This window comes from Acinetobacter genomosp. 33YU, from assembly GCF_001990725.1.
GTDB classification, from domain to species: domain Bacteria; phylum Pseudomonadota; class Gammaproteobacteria; order Pseudomonadales; family Moraxellaceae; genus Acinetobacter; species Acinetobacter seifertii.
On the sequence record NZ_LFZQ01000013.1, the window covers coordinates 37,113 to 54,014 of the forward strand.

Consider the following 16,902-nt stretch of genomic DNA (forward strand, 5'->3'; position numbering starts at 1 on the left):
AAAATCCCTGCATTTGCAGGGATTTTTTTTATTTCATATATAAATTAAGAAAAAGTTAAGTTGATATTCTTAAACTTATAGTCAGGAACAGTAGCTGTAGTTCCTCTTTTTTGTTACACCATGCTTATCCTTTTATAAGCATGGTTTTTTTTAGCCTAATAAAATGATAAGCCACGTCACTGCAATAATAGACAGTGCAACAAACTGTGCAGCACTTCCCATATCTTTGGCATTTTTAGAGAGTTGATGTTTTTCAAGTGATACGCGGTCAACTACTGCCTCAATCGCAGAATTGAATAGCTCTACAATAATTGCAAATAAACATACAACGACCATAAGTGCATGTTCGCCACGAGTCACATCTAGGAAAAAGCTAGTAGGGATAAGCACGACATTAATTAAAACAATTTGTCGAAAAGCGGCTTCATTTTTATAAGCTGCCTTAAATCCTGAAATTGAATAACCTGTCGCATTCAAGATGCGCTTGAGTCCGCTTTTGCCTTTGTAGGGAGAATAACTATTCATTCACTTATATTTTTAACACTTTTCATGCATTATATATCGCGGCCCTCAAAAAAAATATTAAATCTTTTTTAAAGATTTTGACTTTATAACTTGATAGAGAAGAAGAGATGAAAAAACTATTTGTAGCATTAGGACTTGTCATGGGTGGCTTACATGTAAGCTATGCAGAGCCTGCTTCAGCTCAGCAAGTACCGGGATATTATAAGCATCAATTTGGTAATTATCGCATCACCTCTTTACTTGATGGCACCATTTATTTAGACCCTAAATTATTCAAAAATTTGAGTCAGGCTGAGAAGATTAAAATTTTAACTAAGTATGCCGCTGTTAATGAGAAGGGCATCCAGACTTCTGTAAATGCATTTTTAGTAGATGACGGCAAAAGTTTGACGCTTGTTGATAGTGGAGCTTCAAGTTGTTTTGGCCCACAGTTGGGTTCAATTGCTAAAAATCTTGAATTGGCAGGTTATCAGCTTGCTAACGTGAAAACGGTTTTATTGACACATTTGCACCCAGACCATGTTTGTGGAATTGCTAAAGATGGAAAAGCAGTATTTCCTAATGCAACTATTTATGCGCATGAACGTGAAGCAGATTACTGGTTAAACCCAGCTTCTGAAAAAACAGTACCAGCAAATCAAAAAGAAAATTATTTAGGCACTGTTAAAAATGTAAAAGTTGCACTTGCACCTTATGAGGCGAGAAAAGCATTCAAAACCTTTAAAGATGGTGATGTCATTCAAGGTTTTGAAGTAATCAATACACAAGGGCACACACCGGGTCACCATAGCTTCCGTTTAAAGAGCAAGGGTCAACAAATTGTCTTTGTAGGGGACATTGTCCACTCACATTCTTTGCAGTTTGATGCTCCAAAAACTGGCGTAGATTTTGATGTAAATTCCGAGCAGGCAATTAACACTCGTTTGAAAATGTTTGCTGAAATTTCAAATAAACAGCAATGGGTAGCTGCTCCACATTTGCCATTCCCGGGGATTGGCCATGTATATAAAGTGAATGCAGAGCAATATCAGTGGATTCCTTTATATTTTAATAACAGTCTTGAGAAGTAAAAAAATGGGGCATTCAATGCCCCATTTTTTATTAAGTATTTAATTATTTTGTTGTTTTCTCAAAATTAGTCACAGCTTGACGGCCAAGTGCAGGATCATCGGTAAAGACACCATCTACACCTGCTTTAAAATATGCTTCGAACTCTTTTAAAGCACCTGTTGGACAACGTTCAGCAGGTTTATCGCTACATTTTAAAGGTTGTGGTAAAAAGTTGTTTTCTGGGCGGAAAGTATATGGGTGTACTTTTAAGCCAGCGGCATGTGCATCGCTAATAAATGAAGTGGTTTGTACTGAACCATCAGTATTGAAATTAAGAATATAGTTTTTGCTTGGGCCAACGCCATTTGCATATTTAGCAACATCTTTTAAGCTTTGTGCTGTGGCCAAATCACCATACGTCTTAGATACACCAGATTCAACAAAGTCGGCTGGTCGAGATGTTTTTGCATCATATAACTGAATGATTTGTGCATGTTTAAGTGTCTTATGAAGGTCAAGTTGATCTTTTAAATATTTTAAATTGCTGACTTCAAAAGACTGCAAATAGATAGGTGCGATATCACGTGTATATTGATACTTGGCTAGAGTTTTAAGAAGTGTGTCCTCCATAGCCAAATTTTTATTTTTAAAATAAGTCGGATGTTTAGTTTCGATATATAAACCAATAATCTTGCCAGTTTTTTTATAATTTGCTTCGGCAAGTTCAATGACTTGTTCGAGCGTCGGAATTGAATAGAGGTCATTGTAAGCTGTATTTGCTGGTCGGAACTCAGGAATACGCTCACGTGCTTTAACTTGTTGTAATTCATTTAAGGTGAGGTCTTCAGTAAACCAACCCGTTAAATTAACGCCATCAATATTTTTGGTGGTTTTACGGTCCGCAAATTGGGTAAGGGTACTGATATTGGTAGTCCCACCAATTTCGTTTTCATGACGCGTAACCAATACACCATCTTTTGTTGACACTAAATCGGGTTCGATAAAGTCAGCACCATCATCAATCGCTTTTTGATATGAAGCTAACGTATGCTCAGGACGTAAAGCGCTAGCGCCACGGTGTCCGATTACTAAAATTTTAGGAAGTTGATATTCTGGTGTAGTTGGTGTCGTTTCAGTTTTATCATCGTCATTACAACCGACCAAGCTAACTAAACTTAAGCATAAAAGTGCTTTTCTAAACATAATTCTACTCATATTGTTTTAGTTGAAACGACTCAAGTATTAAGATTTAGTTTGACATGATCATGAAGAATTCATGAATTTTAAGTGACACTAGTTAACTGGTTCTTTATTGCTTTGTTGGAAATATTCAAACGCGCTTTGTTTTTGTCTTAATTACATTTATTGTTTTATTTCTACTTGTCTTTTTTACATTGCTCGTTGATGATCACATGGTCTCAAAGCGGCATTTATTTCTGTTAATTAACGACATTATACCGGGCAGCCATGCTATCTAAATTTTTTATTGAACGTCCTATTTTTGCCAATGTTCTGGCGATCATTGTTATGGCTTTCGGTATTTTTTCGATCATGAATTTACCTGTAGAACGATATCCAGATATCGCGCCGCCGAAGATTACAGTGTCAGCCAACTATAGTGGTGCAGATGCGCAAACGGTTGAGCAAAGTGTGACTCAAATTTTAGAACAGCAAATACAAGGTATTGACCACTTACTCTATTTTAGTTCATCAAGTGATTCATCGGGACGTAGCCGAATTACCATTAGTTTTGATAATGGAACCAACCCAGACACTGCTCAGGTCCAAGTCCAAAACAGTATTAGCGGTGTCATACGCCGTTTACCCGATGAAGTTCAGCGCCAAGGTGTGACAGTCAGTAAGTCACTAGGTGATACTTTTATGGTAATTGGCTTATATGACTCGACAGGTAAAACGGGAAATATTGAGCTATCAGACTATTTAACTACGCACGTGGTAGATAACCTGAATCGTATTGAAGGGGTGGGTGAAACTGATGTATTTGGTTCGCAATATGCGATGCGTATCTGGTTAAATCCGGACAAGTTAAAACAATATAATTTAATGCCAAGTGATGTGGCCAACGCAATCACTGCCCAAAATACCCAAGTTGCTGCAGGTGCAATTGGTGATTTACCAGTCATTGATGGACAATATTTAAATACAAAAGTGACGGCTGGATCTCGATTAAAAACAGTCGATGATTTTAAAAATATTGTTGTAAAGTCGAATAAGACGGCGAGTTATGTTTACTTAAAAGATATTGCTAGAGTAGAGCTTGGTGCAGAGAACTACCAGTCCTTTAATACGATTAATGGTTATCCTGCGGCAGGTTTAGGTATTTCATTATCTTCTGGTGCAAATGCAATTCAGACCTCTAAGCTCATTCATCAAACCTTAGATCAGCTCGCAACTAAATTACCAGCCGGATATAAGATCGTTTATCCACGAGATAATACGCCGTTTGTTCAAGAGTCAATTAAGGAAGTTGTTAAGACCCTTGTAGAAGCGATTATTCTGGTTATTTTGGTCATGTTCCTATTTTTACAAAGCTGGCGCGCCACTCTTATTCCGAGTATTACCGTGCCAGTTGTTATTCTAGGGACTTTTGCTGTCTTATATGTGCTCGGGTTTAGCATTAACACATTGACATTATTTGCATTGGTACTCGCCATAGGTTTGTTGGTTGATGATGCAATTGTGGTGGTTGAAAACGTTGAACGGCTTATGCATGAACAGCATTTAAGCCCTAAAGAAGCTGCGATTGAGTCAATGGGTGAAATTAGTGGGGCCTTGGTTGGGATTACTTTGGTTTTAACCGCAGTTTTTATTCCAATGTCTTTTTTAGGTGGCTCAATTGGGGTGATTTACCGCCAGTTTTCCATTACTTTAGTTGCCGCTATGGCACTATCGCTGGTTGTTGCACTTGTATTAACCCCCGCCTTATGTGCATTAATTTTAAAACCGAACTCTGAACCTAAGCGTTGGGCAATTTGGTTTAACCAAAAAATTGATCAACTTAAGAATAAATATATCAAGCTTGTTCAGACGAGTATTGATTACAGTAAATCAGTTATTGTGATTTTTGTTGCGCTCATAGCAGTTTTTACGCTGTTCTATAGTGGTTTAAAAAGTGGATTTATTCCTAAAGAAGACCAAGGTATTTTAAGCGTTCAAATTAAATTGGTAGATAGTGCTCCAATTTCTGAAAGTCAGAAAATCGGTGAGCAAGTACGCCAATACTTTCTGAAACAAGAAGATAAAAATGTTGATTTGGTTTTAATTCGTTACGGTCGAAATAATGCCGGTACCGGACAAAATTTAGCACAAGGCTTTGTTGCTTTAAAACCTTGGGATGTCCGTACTGCAAAAGAAAACTCCGCTGACGCTATACAAAAGCGTGCAATGAAATATTTTAGTCATTTAAATAATGCTCAAATTAATGTGACCTTACCACCTTCAGTAAATGGTTTAGGCCAAACGGATGGTCTAGATTTTTGGATTCAGGACTTAAATGGTCAGGGTCAAAACTTCTTAGATGGGATGTTCCGACAGTTACAAACTCAAAGTAAAAACTATTCAACTTTCGAAAATTTTGATAAGCAGTCTACCAATAGTAAAGCGAATCTGAATATCAAGATTGACCAGAAACAGGCTTTGGCAAATAGTTTGGAACTCTCAGCAATTAATAATACGTTATCGAGTGCATGGGGTGGAACTTACGTAAATGACTTTATTGATCGGGGCCGTATTAAACGCGTCATGATTCAAGGTGATGCCCAGTTTAGATCTAAACCTGAAGATTTATATAATTGGTCTGTGCGTAATAGCCAAAATGAAATGGTGCCTTTTAGCTCATTTGCAAACTTTAGCTGGGGCGGGGCGCCAGAAATTGTGAAACGCTATATGGGATATAGTGCTTTACAGTTACAGGCAGATGTTGCGAGTGGTAGCAGTTCTGGTCAAGCCATGATGGATGTTGAACAACTTGTAAATCAACAAAAAGATATAGGTTTAGCTTGGACAGGCTTGTCTTTTGAAGAGCAGAAGTCAACGAATCAGGCTGTATGGTTATATCTGATTTCGGCAGGTTTTATTTTCTTATGTTTAGCTGCTTTGTATGAAAGTTTAAGTATTCCTGCTGCCGTAATGACTTCTATTCCATTAGGTGTAGGGGGAAGCATTATTTTCTCTTATATCTTTGGTTTACCAAATGACGTGTATTTCCAAATTGCACTTTTAACTACGATTGGGTTGTCATGTAAAAATGCAATTTTAATTGTTGAGTTTGCTGCATTAGCTCAAGAGAAAGGAAAGAATGCTATTCAGGCTGCTCTAGAAGGCGCGAGCTTGCGTTTAAGACCGATTTTAATGACTTCTTTAGCCTTTGGTGCTGGTGTGATTCCACTTGTGTTTGCACAGGGTGCTGGTGCGGTGAGCCGTCAAGAAATTGGTATTAGTATCTTAGGCGGTGTGATGTTTGGTACTGTGCTGGTTTTATTCTTTATTCCAGTGATGTACGTGTTATTACGCTCACTGTTTAAGTCGAAAGCTTCGAGTTAAAAGTAAACAATTTAAAAAGAGGTATTAAATCAAGTATATTAAGTTTAACTTCTCTTCATATATTTGATTTAGATGCTTCAAGAAAAAAAACTAACACAGCAACAGGTCATCGCATTAGAACGAGATCTGGCTAAATTCGCAACCATGATGGATAGCGCAGTCCGTATTCCTTTTACAAAGCAGGGTATTGGGGCCGATGCGGCCCTAAGTACCATTCCTATTGCGGGTGATGTAGCGGGGTTTGTTCTGACTTGCTATGCCATATATAAAGCCAAGCAAATTGGTGTACCGCAGCATAAGCTCACTCCCGTTATAAAATTGGCTGTAGTCGATGCTGTGGTGGGTTGTGTTCCAGTTGCTGGGACTATTTTCGATATTTTTATACGTCCTAGCAGAAAAGCGTTAGACGTCGTCCATACCCACATTCGTGAAGAATATGCGATTCAAAGTGATATGCATGTTGTCCATCCGTATTTACATGAAAAGCTTGAAAAGAAGCAGCAACAGTCAGCTTTCTGGCGTAACCCTGTTGTGAGTTGGCTATGGCTACATATACCCGATTTATTGGGGGTGTTTGTGCTTATTTTGATTGGTTTTGCAATGTGGTGGGGAATCAGTTTTCTTTGGGCACTTGCCCATTCAGCCTAATAAAAAAGCCTCCAACTGGAGGCTTTTCATTCACTGTGTTATGGGCAATCTAACTGATGTAGCGCTGCAACACGCTGTTCGATCGAAGGGTGAGTTTGGAACAATGCAGCCAAGCTAAAGCCTTGTTCTTTACCTTCCGCAATAGCGAACGCTTTCATTTCTTTTGGCATTTGGTCAGGTAACTCTGTTTCTGCCTGTAAACGTAATAAAGCAGAAATCATTGCTTGTTTACCAGCTAAACGTGCACCTGCTTCATCAGCACGGTATTCACGGTAGCGAGAGAACCACATCACAATAGCAGAAGCTAGAATACCGAATACGATATCTAAAACCATCGTAATGAGGAAATAACCCATACCAGGTGCTTCATTGTCTTGACGACCAAAAACATTACGGTCGATAAAGTCACCTACTACGCGAGCAAAGAACATAACAAAGGCGTTTACAACACCTTGGATGAGTGCCAATGTGACCATGTCACCATTTGCAACGTGACCAATCTCGTGCGCAAGCACTGCACGTAGCTCATCTTTGTTCATACGCTCAAGTAGACCGCTTGAAACGGCAACTAAGGCATCATTTTTATTCCAGCCTGTTGCGAAGGCATTAGACTGATATGAAGGAAAGATACCAACCTCTGGCATATTAATACCAGCACGTTGAGAAAGTTCAGCGACTGTTTGCAATAACCAGCTTTCAGCTTGGTTACGAGGAGCATTTGGGTCAATCAGTTCTGTACCAGTAGTTTTTTTAGCCATCCATTTGGACATAAATAGAGAGACTAATGAGCCCACCATACCAAACACAAAACAGATGACTAAAAGGTTGCCTAGATTCAAGCCACCCGCGCCATGGTAACTACCGACACCGAAGAGTGACAAAATAATGCCAGCTACAACCAGTACCGCGAGGTTGGTAAGCAAAAACAAACCAATCCGCATCATTGAGAAAATCCTCTTATAAATAAAATATTATCTGATTTATAAATTATAAATCACTTAGCTAATATGCGGCGCTTAGGGGAAAAATTCAAGAAAAAAATAAGGAATCAATACATTCTTTAGTGGATAAGAATGTATTTAAATTAAACAAGTTATTTATACGGCCCATCTAAACACAGAGGTATGGGTAATAGATCATTACAATTTTTAGACAATGGGCCTCGTTAAAAGATTAACTGCAATGCATGAGTTGTTTCAATTTACTCGATTCTAATATGCGCAATTGCTGTTGCGTTATTGGTGACATAAGTTCCTGTAGGTGCATCAGTATAGGTACCATCAGCCAAAGTCACAATTTGGCGTGCAGAAGAATATTTAACAGGTTTAGCCGATACTTGTTGTGTTGTGGTGGCTTGAGGTAGCTCTGGACGACTTACAGCCTGGGTAGAAATATTTGAGTTCGTAAAAGATGAAAGGCTTACCCCAGCAGAATATAAGTTCTGATATCGACTGGTTACTCGGCGAACATAATCTTGGGTTTCACGAAATGGGGGAATGCCACCGTATTTATCAACGTTGCCTTCACCAGCATTATAGGCTGCGAGTGCCATTTGCGTATTGCCATTAAAACGCTTGAGCAACCAGCCTAGATATTTCGCACCAGCAAAGATATTTTGCTGAGGATCGTAAGCGTTAGAAACGTTAAAGCGACGGGCAGTGGCTGGCATGAGTTGCATTAGGCCTTGGGCACCGACTGGAGAGTGGGCATTTACATTGAAACCCGATTCGGTATGCATGACTGCTTTAATTAGACCTTCAGATACACCGTGCTGTTGTGCCGCCTGCCTAATAATATGGTCAAACGCATTTTTATTTTTGCTATAGCTCGGTAGAACAGAAGCTTCTGAAGCGCCCCAGTTTGTATAACTATGAATATTACTATCAGGATAGTAAGTCACTTTTACTTTCTTGAGTGAATTATCATAGCTTTTACGGTTGGTCAGTAAAGTACTGCCATTTTTATCTTGGTAAACGTACATCTGACCTGCAAAAGTCGACGTTACACCGACCGAAAAAGTGGTCATCCCCAGCAAACAAGAAAAAAGATATTGAACCGAATTTTTCATTTTATGTTATTCACAATTTTAAGGTATTCGAGACTTCTCAAAGAGTTTATCAAAAAATATTAAAGAAAGAAGTTTTGTGTAATTTTTTTTATTTTGGCTGTTTAAAAAAATCAAGCTGTTTTGTTCGAATGATCATCAAAAAAAATTAAAAAAAATTTTTAAAATGATTCTATTGACTTGAATAACTATTTGAAAATTAAAGGTAAAAATGATTGGTTAAAAAATGATCAATTTAAATAAAACCCTTAACAGAAGGTGAAAACAGTTTGTCAAGCATGAAGAAATCCACAATTTTATCCACAGGTTTTGTGGAAAACTGTGGAAAAGTCCAAAAAGTAAGCATTTTGCGCAAAAAATGAACTCATCGGTCAAAATGGAGCACGGCTTTTGCATCATGCCTGAGCATTATGACGACTTCAAGAATTGAAACTATTCTTTTGATGCGATTCCCGTCCGAATCATATAAAATTGCGCGGTATTTTTATTTATGGGTATATCTCGTCTATGTACGCGCCAGTTGAGTCCAACGAAGGATTTAATTTTAAGCCTGAACTTCCAACAAGCTCGGTTTATTATCGTTTGCTTAAGAAGCTTCGCCGTCAAGTTGGACATGCCATTCGTGACTTCAATATGATTGAAGATGGTGACAAGGTCATGGTGTGTGTGTCTGGTGGTAAAGACAGTTATACCTTGCTCGACATTTTGTTGCAGTTCAAACGTGTTGCACCGATCAATTTTGACATTGTTGCGGTTAACCTTGACCAAAAGCAGCCGGGTTTTCCAGAAGATGTCTTACCACGTTATATGGAAGAAAATAACATTCCATATTACATTTTGGAAAAAGACACTTATACCATTACCAAGCGTTTAACACCTGAAGGTAAAACATACTGCGCAGTGTGTTCACGTTTGCGCCGTGGTTCGCTATACGGCTTTGCCCAAGAAATTGGTGCCACCAAAGTTGCGCTAGGCCATCACCGTGATGACATCATTGCAACTTTCTTCTTGAACTTATTCCATGGCGGTAGCTTAAAGGCAATGCCACCTAAGCTTTTATCGTCAGATAAGAAAAATATTTTGATTCGTCCTTTGGCCTATGTTGAAGAAAAAGACATTATCAAATATGCCGAATTACGTAAGTTTCCAATTATTCCGTGTAACCTTTGTGGTTCACAAGAGAACTTACAACGTGCCATGCTGAATGAAATGCTACGTGAGTGGGATAAGCAATATCCGAAACGCTTACACAGTATTTTTGGTGCTTTACAAAACGTTTCTCCGTCTCAGTTAGCTGACCGTGATTTGTTTGATTTTGAAGCGCTAGATTCTCAGCGTGAGATCGACTTTAAAGACCCTGAAGAACTTAAAAATCGTTTAGATGTAGTGAACTTAAGTTTCGCTGCTGAATAAAATATTTGAACAAGTCAATTAAAGGCACTTTATAAACAAGTGCCTTTAATGTATCAAAACACTAAAAAATGAATGTTCCGTACAAAAAGTCATAGCCCAACCTTAAAATTACATGCTATAACAACGCACAAGCAGAAGTGCTTCATATGATGTTGTCTGGATAGACAACTAACTAGAGAAATTGAACAAATAAATTTGAGGAAGAATCATGCCTGCATTTTTAACTGATGATTGGTTTGCGACTGTCGAAAAATTAACTGCTGAAGCAGGTGATCTTAATTTGCCACCAGCTCTTGCGAATTTGGCAATTAATTTAGTAGTTACAGATGCTTCTGGAAATACCGAATTAGCTTTAGATGGGGGTAAAATCCAAAAAGGTTTGTCTTCAAATGCCAAAACAACTTTAAATATGGATGCTGAAACTTTACGTAAAGTATTCTTAGAGTTTGATATGGCTGCAGCTATGCAAGCATTTATGACTGGTAAAATTAAAGTTCAAGGCGATATGTCTCAGTTAATGGCTTTGCAAACAGCTAAACCAAGCCAAGAACAAAAAGATTTGTTCAAGAAAGTATTAGAACAAACAACAGCTTAAGTTAAAAAGAATTCATATAAAAAGCTTACCCCAAGAGGTAAGCTTTTTATTTGTACAAACACTGAATTTATCAACTTTTAAATAATAAAAATTAGATATTGATTCGAGGTTGTGCCGTTTTAATATGCTCAAGATAAGCACGAATACGGGTCACATACTGTACCGCTTGTTTGTACCGACCATTTCGCATTTGATTACGCTGTAAGTACTCATAAAGGTTGACCCACTGGTTCGGATCTTTTCCTTGAGTCTGTAAGCGTTTCTGGATCTGGTTGACTGCACCCGGACCCATATTGTAAGCCACAAGGGCATACCAGTTACGATCTGGGAAAGGAATATCATCATACTCACTTAGCATGAGATCATAATATTTCGCACCGCCCTGAATGCTTTGCGCTGGATCACTACGGTTACTTACACCCATTGCCCGAGCTGTACTGTTGGTTAACATCATTAATCCACGTACGCCTGTTGGTGAAACAGACTCTGGCTTGAGATATGACTCTTGATAGCTCATTGCTGCAAGCAAATGCCAATCTAAATCATACTTTGCTGCGCTTTGTTTGAAGCTAGCTTTGTAAATGGGCAGACGTGTACTTAAATCACGTTGAATAGTAGACCAAGACTCAGGTTTTACAACGTTACGGTTATAAAATGAAGCCAGTTGTTGAGTCAGACCATTTTGCTTGCTTTGACAAACAAAACCACTGGCAGTTTGTGTAAGAGGATCATCTGCTTGTTTAAACACCCAGCTTAAATCAGGATTTAATCCATTTTTTTGCAAATTTACGATATCACCACAACTTGCAGAAAAAGACATTAAACCTTTGCTCTCGATTGAGCTTAAGCCTGCGGTCGTCATGGCAAGATTTGCTTTACCTTGCTGGACCCATTTGAGTGCAGTGGCATTATCTGCCACGATTTTGAAGTCTAGTTTTACATTTAAGCTTTGCGCATAGTTACGAGCGAGGTCATAACCAAAGCCATGCAAAAATTGATCTTCTTTAAAAACAGTAGTTGGGCTTTCTACAGCAACTACCGTTAATGTGTTTGTGTTAACTACAGTATTGTACTGTAGGGTTTTTCCTGCATTAATACTATGAAAGGGAAAAAACATAGTGCTGAGTGCAAGAACTTTCAATGGGAGAGAAGAAAATAAAGAGTTAAGGCAAAGCCTCGACCCAGAACTTGAATTACTGTGCATGTTGTCTCCGCTACAGATAATTTATGCCCTAAAAGCCAGACAAAAAGCTGCCATAACTTCTAAAAGTTGATAAATTCAATAAGGGGTGGGCAGTCATGACGTCATTCAAAATGACATGAAATGAAAAAACAGACTGTGTAGAAAATCTACATAGTTTTAAGTTGGGTTAAAAAATACTCAACATTTAAGATGCGCGCATCATAATATTCAAAAAAAAGTTTGTCAAATTTTGAACAATTAAATATCGGATATATCAACATAACACCATGAATTTATTAAGGAAGAAAATTTATACACTTGTGGTGTGAGAAAATCGGGTATGAAATGCTACGTTTTGTAGCCATCATGTTATTACAACGTGAAATTTGATTTATATACTAGGTAACTGCTATAGCTTAAATAACTGAAAAAATAAAATAATTTAGTGATTTTTAGTTCTATTTAATTTGTTTACATTTAAATTAAAGCTAAAAGATACCACTAGAAAAAGTATCTTTTAGCTCAATTAATAACTTTATCAGTTATATCTTATTAAATCTTCCATAGCATTACACCGGTCTGATAACCTGCTCCTAAAGACCAAAAAACAATAATATCACCTTTATTTATAAGTGATTTTTCTAACCGTTTTTTGTAGGCAATAAAAAAACTACTTACTCCTGTATATCCATATTGATCTCCAATATATTCAATTTTTTCAGAGGGAATATTGATTTTATCTTGAAGAATATCAATATTTGATTTCGTAAATTGGGATAGTAAAAAACAAGATATATCTTCAATGTTTAAATTATTTTTCTTCAATAATTTATCTAGTGCATCTGCCGCGAATTCCACACTTTCCAAACCAGTAAATGGTGCCCAATGAATTTTTTGTTCCTTACTGTGATAATTCGTTAGGCCATGAGGAGGAAAAACAATAGTTTTACAAAAACTACTATCTGTTTGGTACATCCTGTCAATAATGCCCGAATCATTGGTATTTTTTTCTAGTATTATTGCTGCTGCTGCATCTCCGACAATTGTTGAAGGAATCACCTGTTTTTCATCTCCAAGCATTGTTAGATGATCAGACCCAATCACCAGTGCGCGTTTATAACTTTCTTTTGATGCGAGCAAAACGGATGCTTGTTCAAGAGCAACAAACATTCCTAAACAATTAGCATTTATATCAAAGCATATACAGTCAGTTTTAATATTTAATTCTGAATGAATCAGTAAAGCATTAGTTGGGGATAGATATTCTAATGTTGTAGAAGAAAATATAATAATATCAATGCTGTCATGTGAAATGTTATAATCTTTTAATAATTGTTTTGATGCATTAACTGCCATTGTGAGCGCATTTTCTTCATCATTAATAATGACATGTCTTTTATTTCTTCCTACTTTTTCAAAAATTCTATTTAAACTATCTTTATCTTCAAATTTATTTAAAAAATATTCATTATTTCTAATTGTTCTTGGGTGATAAGTAGATATTGCAGAAATTTTTATACCTTTCATGATTAATAATCTCTTTTTATATAAAAATATAATTGTGTTTTAATTTTGATCAATTATCGATGGCATTTTATCTACTTTTTTAAATTTAATGATTTCTAATTTTATATAAAATAATATGTATAAATTTGGATATTAATATATTTTTAATATTATAATTTGGGTTGTAATAAAAAATAAAATGAATACTCTGAATTAATTACTGATAACTTATTTTTGTTATGTACCAAATCATTTTACCTTTAGGTGTTTGAACTTGTATTTCATCATCTACGGCTTTACCTAAACAAGCTTTTGCCATAGGTGACTGCAAAGAAATATAGTCTTTGCGACCATAAATTTCTTCATCGCCGACAATACGAAATTTAGTAGTTTCGCCTTCATCATTTTCTAATTCAACCCAAGCTCCAAAATAGGCTTTACCATCTTGTTCCGGCCGATATTCTACTTTTTGGGCAACTTCAAAAAGTTTGGTGAGGTATCTAATCCTACGATCAATTTCACGTAGCTTTCTTTTGTTGTAGTGATAATCTGCATTTTCTGAGCGATCGCCAAGACTGGCTGCCCAAGACACAATTTTGGTAATTTCTGGGCGTTCTTTTCTTACAAGATCGTTTAACTCATCTTGTAATCGTTGATAGCCTTCAGCCGTTAATAGTTTGCGGTTCGTCATATAGCTCAAACTTTCTTCATATAGATAGTTTCGTTAGAAACCACAACAGGAATTAAAACTTATCTGTAATTGAAAAGGGGAGAATACCCTGAGTAAAGCGTAAAGCTTTTTTATCTTTATGACTATGTTATCAAAAAGATAGACCAGTATCATATAGTTGTGTGAAGCATGAAGGATAGTTAAAGACAATTAATACTTCCCAAATAAAGATAAGTTTAGGCATAAAAGTAGTAATAGGTAGATAAAAACTCAAAATTAAAGGTTTTTTGTTTTTATTTTGAGCGTTCAGATAAAAACTTAAATAAAAAGGTTTGCCAAGTTGGCTTTTTATTTATATTATAGCGCTCGTTGGAAGCGTGGCAGAGCGGTTTAATGCACCGGTCTTGAAAACCGACGAGGGTGTGAGTCCTCCGTGAGTTCGAATCTCACCGCTTCCGCCAAAATTCTTAAAAAGCCCTTGTTAATGACAAGGGCTTTTTTTTATACATATAAATTACTAAAAATAATCTTACGCTCTTTTATATATTTCTAAGTATGGTCTCTCCCGTTCGAGGGTTTGTTAAAGTCACATTTTCAAGCGCCTGAATGTACCAAGAATTGTTCTTCTTGGTGAGTACAGTAAGAATGAGAGTATCAATTTGATGGGGGCCCTGAGGGTGAGCTACGCTCGCAGTTAAGCGACTCCAAAAGTGTGAAATACAGATATCATCACTCATAGGTGTAATGTCTATGAGTTCATTCTCTAGTGTTGAGTCGCTATAGATGGTGTCATGAATAGGCTGATGAAGTGCAACAATTTCATCAACACCTTTAACGTAATGACCGAAACGATTAACGAAAGTCGCATCTTGATGAAAAAGAGCAGCAAAGGCCTTCATATCATGATTATTCCATGCGATTTGAAATGCTAAAGGAATATCTTCTGGGTTTGTTATTTTTTGATTCATACCATTCCTACCATTTGTATCTATTTACTTAAATTTATTCTAGAAAAATGATGAAGCAATCTTTTTTTATAATAATTATACTGAGACTGTTATTTCAGCATATATATTGATAGCTTATAAATAGTTTATATATGAAAAATTTAAAATAAGTTTAATTAAATTATTAAAATCATTATTTAAAGAAAGCTGAATAATTTAATTTAATCAAACAATTGTGTTGTGATTTGTTAACATTTAAGTCTAAATTAAACATAAAAGCATATTTATATTGTATGAAAAAATAAGCGTACGATGATTCTATGAATGACACATCTGAACCAAACAAGGTCATAAAAAAACCTTCAAAAACTAAGTCATTTTTAAGCTATATAGTATTGTTTTTAATACTATTCCTTGTAGGGTTTGGAATCTGGCATTTAACACATCAGCCGCTAAAGTCTTCACAAAGTGCATCTTCGGATAAAAGAGGAAAAGGTAGTCATTTTGGAGGGGGCAACTCTTCTATTGTGGTTGGCACGAGTAAGGTGGTGCAACAAGATGTACAACAAACCATTCAAGCTTTAGGTACTGTCACCTCCACCAATACAATTATTGTGCATCCGTTAATTAATGGTACGTTGATGCAAATTAATTTTAAAGAAGGGAGTTATGTTCACAAGGGGCAGCTTTTAGCGCTTATTGATGACCGTGCCCCTAAAGCAACTTTATTGCAAGCTCAAGGCCAGTTACTTAAAGATCAGGCATTGTTAACGAATGCTAAGCTTGATTTACAACGCTATGCTCAGCTTTGGAAGCAAGATTCAATTGCTAAGCAACAGTATGATACTCAAGCATCGTTGGTCAAACAGTATGAAGGTGTCTTAAAGACAGATCAGGCTGCTGTTGAAAATGCAAAACTCCAATTAAGTTATACGCGTGTTGTATCTCCAGTAGATGGGCGTATAGGTTTACGTCAGGTAGATGTTGGCAATATGGTGACGACATCTGATGCAAACGGCATTGCTAATATTACTCAGTTTAAGAATATTTCAGTGGTATTTGCAGTACCTGAGCAATATTTAACGCAATTGATGCAACTTATGGATAACCCTAACCAAAACGTTAAGGTTGAAGCTTGGGACCGTCAAAACACTCAAAAACTGGCCGATGGTAAATTGGTGGCTTTAGATAATCAGGTCAATATCAATACTGGAACTATTAATATCAAAGCCAGTTTTGATAATCAAAACCAGCATTTATTTCCAAATCAGTTCGTTAATGTTCGGATGAGTTTAGGCAATATTGCCAATGCGATGATTGTTCCAACAGTTGCTTTACAACTCGGTGCCAATGGTTCTTTTGTTTATAAAGTGAATTCTGACCAGACAGTAAGTGCTGTGAATGTTCAAACTGGGGCTGTTGTAGGTGATAACACCGTAATTACCAGTGGGGCATTAACAGTCCATGATAGCGTAGTCACAGATGGCGTTGATAAACTTAAAGATGGCGCAAAAATTAGTGTAGCTGGTACTGGACGACATCAAGGTGCAGGGCAAGCTACTGATACAAATGGTGGTAATCGGCACTGGCAGCATCAAAATGCGCAAGGTGGCACACCAGAGGCAAATAGCACTTCAGATACTGGACAGCATAAATGGCAACATCGACGTGAACAGGCTAACACATCAAGTGTTGTAGCCAGTCAACCTTCTGCTCAAAACGCGCAGTAAGGAGTTC

General features: G+C 36.9%; 13 protein-coding genes, 1 tRNA gene and 1 pseudogene. 7 read left to right on the forward strand and 8 right to left on the reverse strand.

The window, feature by feature from the left end; translation table 11 throughout:
* Positions 1-150: 150 nt before the first annotated feature.
* Positions 151-525, reverse strand: coding sequence for a diacylglycerol kinase (locus tag AC056_RS16685; protein WP_004699662.1), 375 nt, complete (start codon positions 523-525; stop codon positions 151-153).
* Between the two features lie 107 nt (positions 526-632).
* On the opposite strand from AC056_RS16685, the gene AC056_RS16690 reads away from it, so the two are divergent.
* Positions 633-1,595 carry an MBL fold metallo-hydrolase gene (locus tag AC056_RS16690; protein WP_077164264.1) on the forward strand — a complete coding sequence of 321 codons (963 nt, stop codon included), beginning with the start codon at positions 633-635 and terminating at the stop codon, positions 1,593-1,595.
* 43 nt (positions 1,596-1,638) lie between these two features.
* Here AC056_RS16690 and AC056_RS16695 read toward each other — a convergent pair whose 3' ends face one another.
* Positions 1,639-2,778 (reverse strand): glycerophosphodiester phosphodiesterase, encoded by a 1,140-nt coding sequence (locus AC056_RS16695; protein ID WP_068935462.1) that lies wholly within the window; start codon positions 2,776-2,778, stop codon positions 1,639-1,641.
* Positions 2,779-3,042: 264 nt separating this feature from the next.
* On the opposite strand from AC056_RS16695, the gene AC056_RS16700 reads away from it, so the two are divergent.
* Both AC056_RS16700 and AC056_RS16705 read left to right on the forward strand, forming a co-directional pair.
* Entirely contained in the window at positions 3,043-6,138 is a 3,096-nt protein-coding gene (locus AC056_RS16700; protein ID WP_077164265.1) for a multidrug efflux RND transporter permease subunit, read from the forward strand.
* Positions 6,139-6,210: 72 nt separating this feature from the next.
* Positions 6,211-6,786, forward strand: coding sequence for a DUF4112 domain-containing protein (locus AC056_RS16705; RefSeq protein WP_077164266.1), 576 nt, complete (start codon positions 6,211-6,213; stop codon positions 6,784-6,786).
* Positions 6,787-6,824: 38 nt separating this feature from the next.
* Here the strand turns inward: AC056_RS16705 and htpX are convergent, their stop codons facing one another.
* Both htpX and AC056_RS16715 read right to left on the reverse strand, forming a co-directional pair.
* Positions 6,825-7,730, reverse strand: a complete 906-nt coding sequence (htpX, locus tag AC056_RS16710; protein ID WP_004699673.1) for a protease HtpX — start codon at positions 7,728-7,730, stop codon at positions 6,825-6,827.
* Between the two features lie 257 nt (positions 7,731-7,987).
* Positions 7,988-8,854, reverse strand: coding sequence for a lytic transglycosylase domain-containing protein (locus AC056_RS16715; protein ID WP_139344672.1), 867 nt, complete (start codon positions 8,852-8,854; stop codon positions 7,988-7,990).
* Positions 8,855-9,358: 504 nt separating this feature from the next.
* On the opposite strand from AC056_RS16715, the gene ttcA reads away from it, so the two are divergent.
* Positions 9,359-10,264 (forward strand): tRNA 2-thiocytidine(32) synthetase TtcA, encoded by a 906-nt coding sequence (ttcA, locus tag AC056_RS16725; protein WP_019456587.1) that lies wholly within the window; start codon positions 9,359-9,361, stop codon positions 10,262-10,264.
* Positions 10,265-10,472: 208 nt separating this feature from the next.
* On the forward strand, positions 10,473-10,859 hold the full coding sequence (locus AC056_RS16730) for an SCP2 sterol-binding domain-containing protein (protein ID WP_004699680.1): 387 nt from the start codon (positions 10,473-10,475) through the stop codon (positions 10,857-10,859).
* A gap of 91 nt (positions 10,860-10,950) precedes the next feature.
* Here AC056_RS16730 and AC056_RS16735 read toward each other — a convergent pair whose 3' ends face one another.
* From AC056_RS16735 to greB, 3 genes are all read right to left on the reverse strand, one after another.
* Complete coding sequence (locus AC056_RS16735) at positions 10,951-12,063, reverse strand: transglycosylase SLT domain-containing protein (RefSeq protein WP_004699682.1); 1,113 nt, start codon at positions 12,061-12,063, stop codon at positions 10,951-10,953.
* A gap of 531 nt (positions 12,064-12,594) precedes the next feature.
* Positions 12,595-13,569, reverse strand: a complete 975-nt coding sequence (locus tag AC056_RS16740) for a 3-oxoacyl-[acyl-carrier-protein] synthase III C-terminal domain-containing protein (RefSeq protein ID WP_077164267.1) — start codon at positions 13,567-13,569, stop codon at positions 12,595-12,597.
* Between the two features lie 196 nt (positions 13,570-13,765).
* Positions 13,766-14,239 (reverse strand): transcription elongation factor GreB, encoded by a 474-nt coding sequence (gene greB, locus AC056_RS16745; RefSeq protein ID WP_004699685.1) that lies wholly within the window; start codon positions 14,237-14,239, stop codon positions 13,766-13,768.
* A gap of 350 nt (positions 14,240-14,589) precedes the next feature.
* On the opposite strand from greB, the gene AC056_RS16750 reads away from it, so the two are divergent.
* A tRNA-Ser gene (locus AC056_RS16750) sits at positions 14,590-14,679 on the forward strand.
* 78 nt (positions 14,680-14,757) lie between these two features.
* Here the strand turns inward: AC056_RS16750 and AC056_RS16755 are convergent.
* A pseudogene (locus AC056_RS16755) lies at positions 14,758-15,201 on the reverse strand (SgcJ/EcaC family oxidoreductase); the annotation flags it as partial.
* 284 nt (positions 15,202-15,485) lie between these two features.
* On the opposite strand from AC056_RS16755, the gene AC056_RS16760 reads away from it, so the two are divergent.
* Entirely contained in the window at positions 15,486-16,895 is a 1,410-nt protein-coding gene (locus tag AC056_RS16760) for an MdtA/MuxA family multidrug efflux RND transporter periplasmic adaptor subunit (RefSeq protein ID WP_039255464.1), read from the forward strand.
* Positions 16,896-16,902 lie beyond the last annotated feature (7 nt).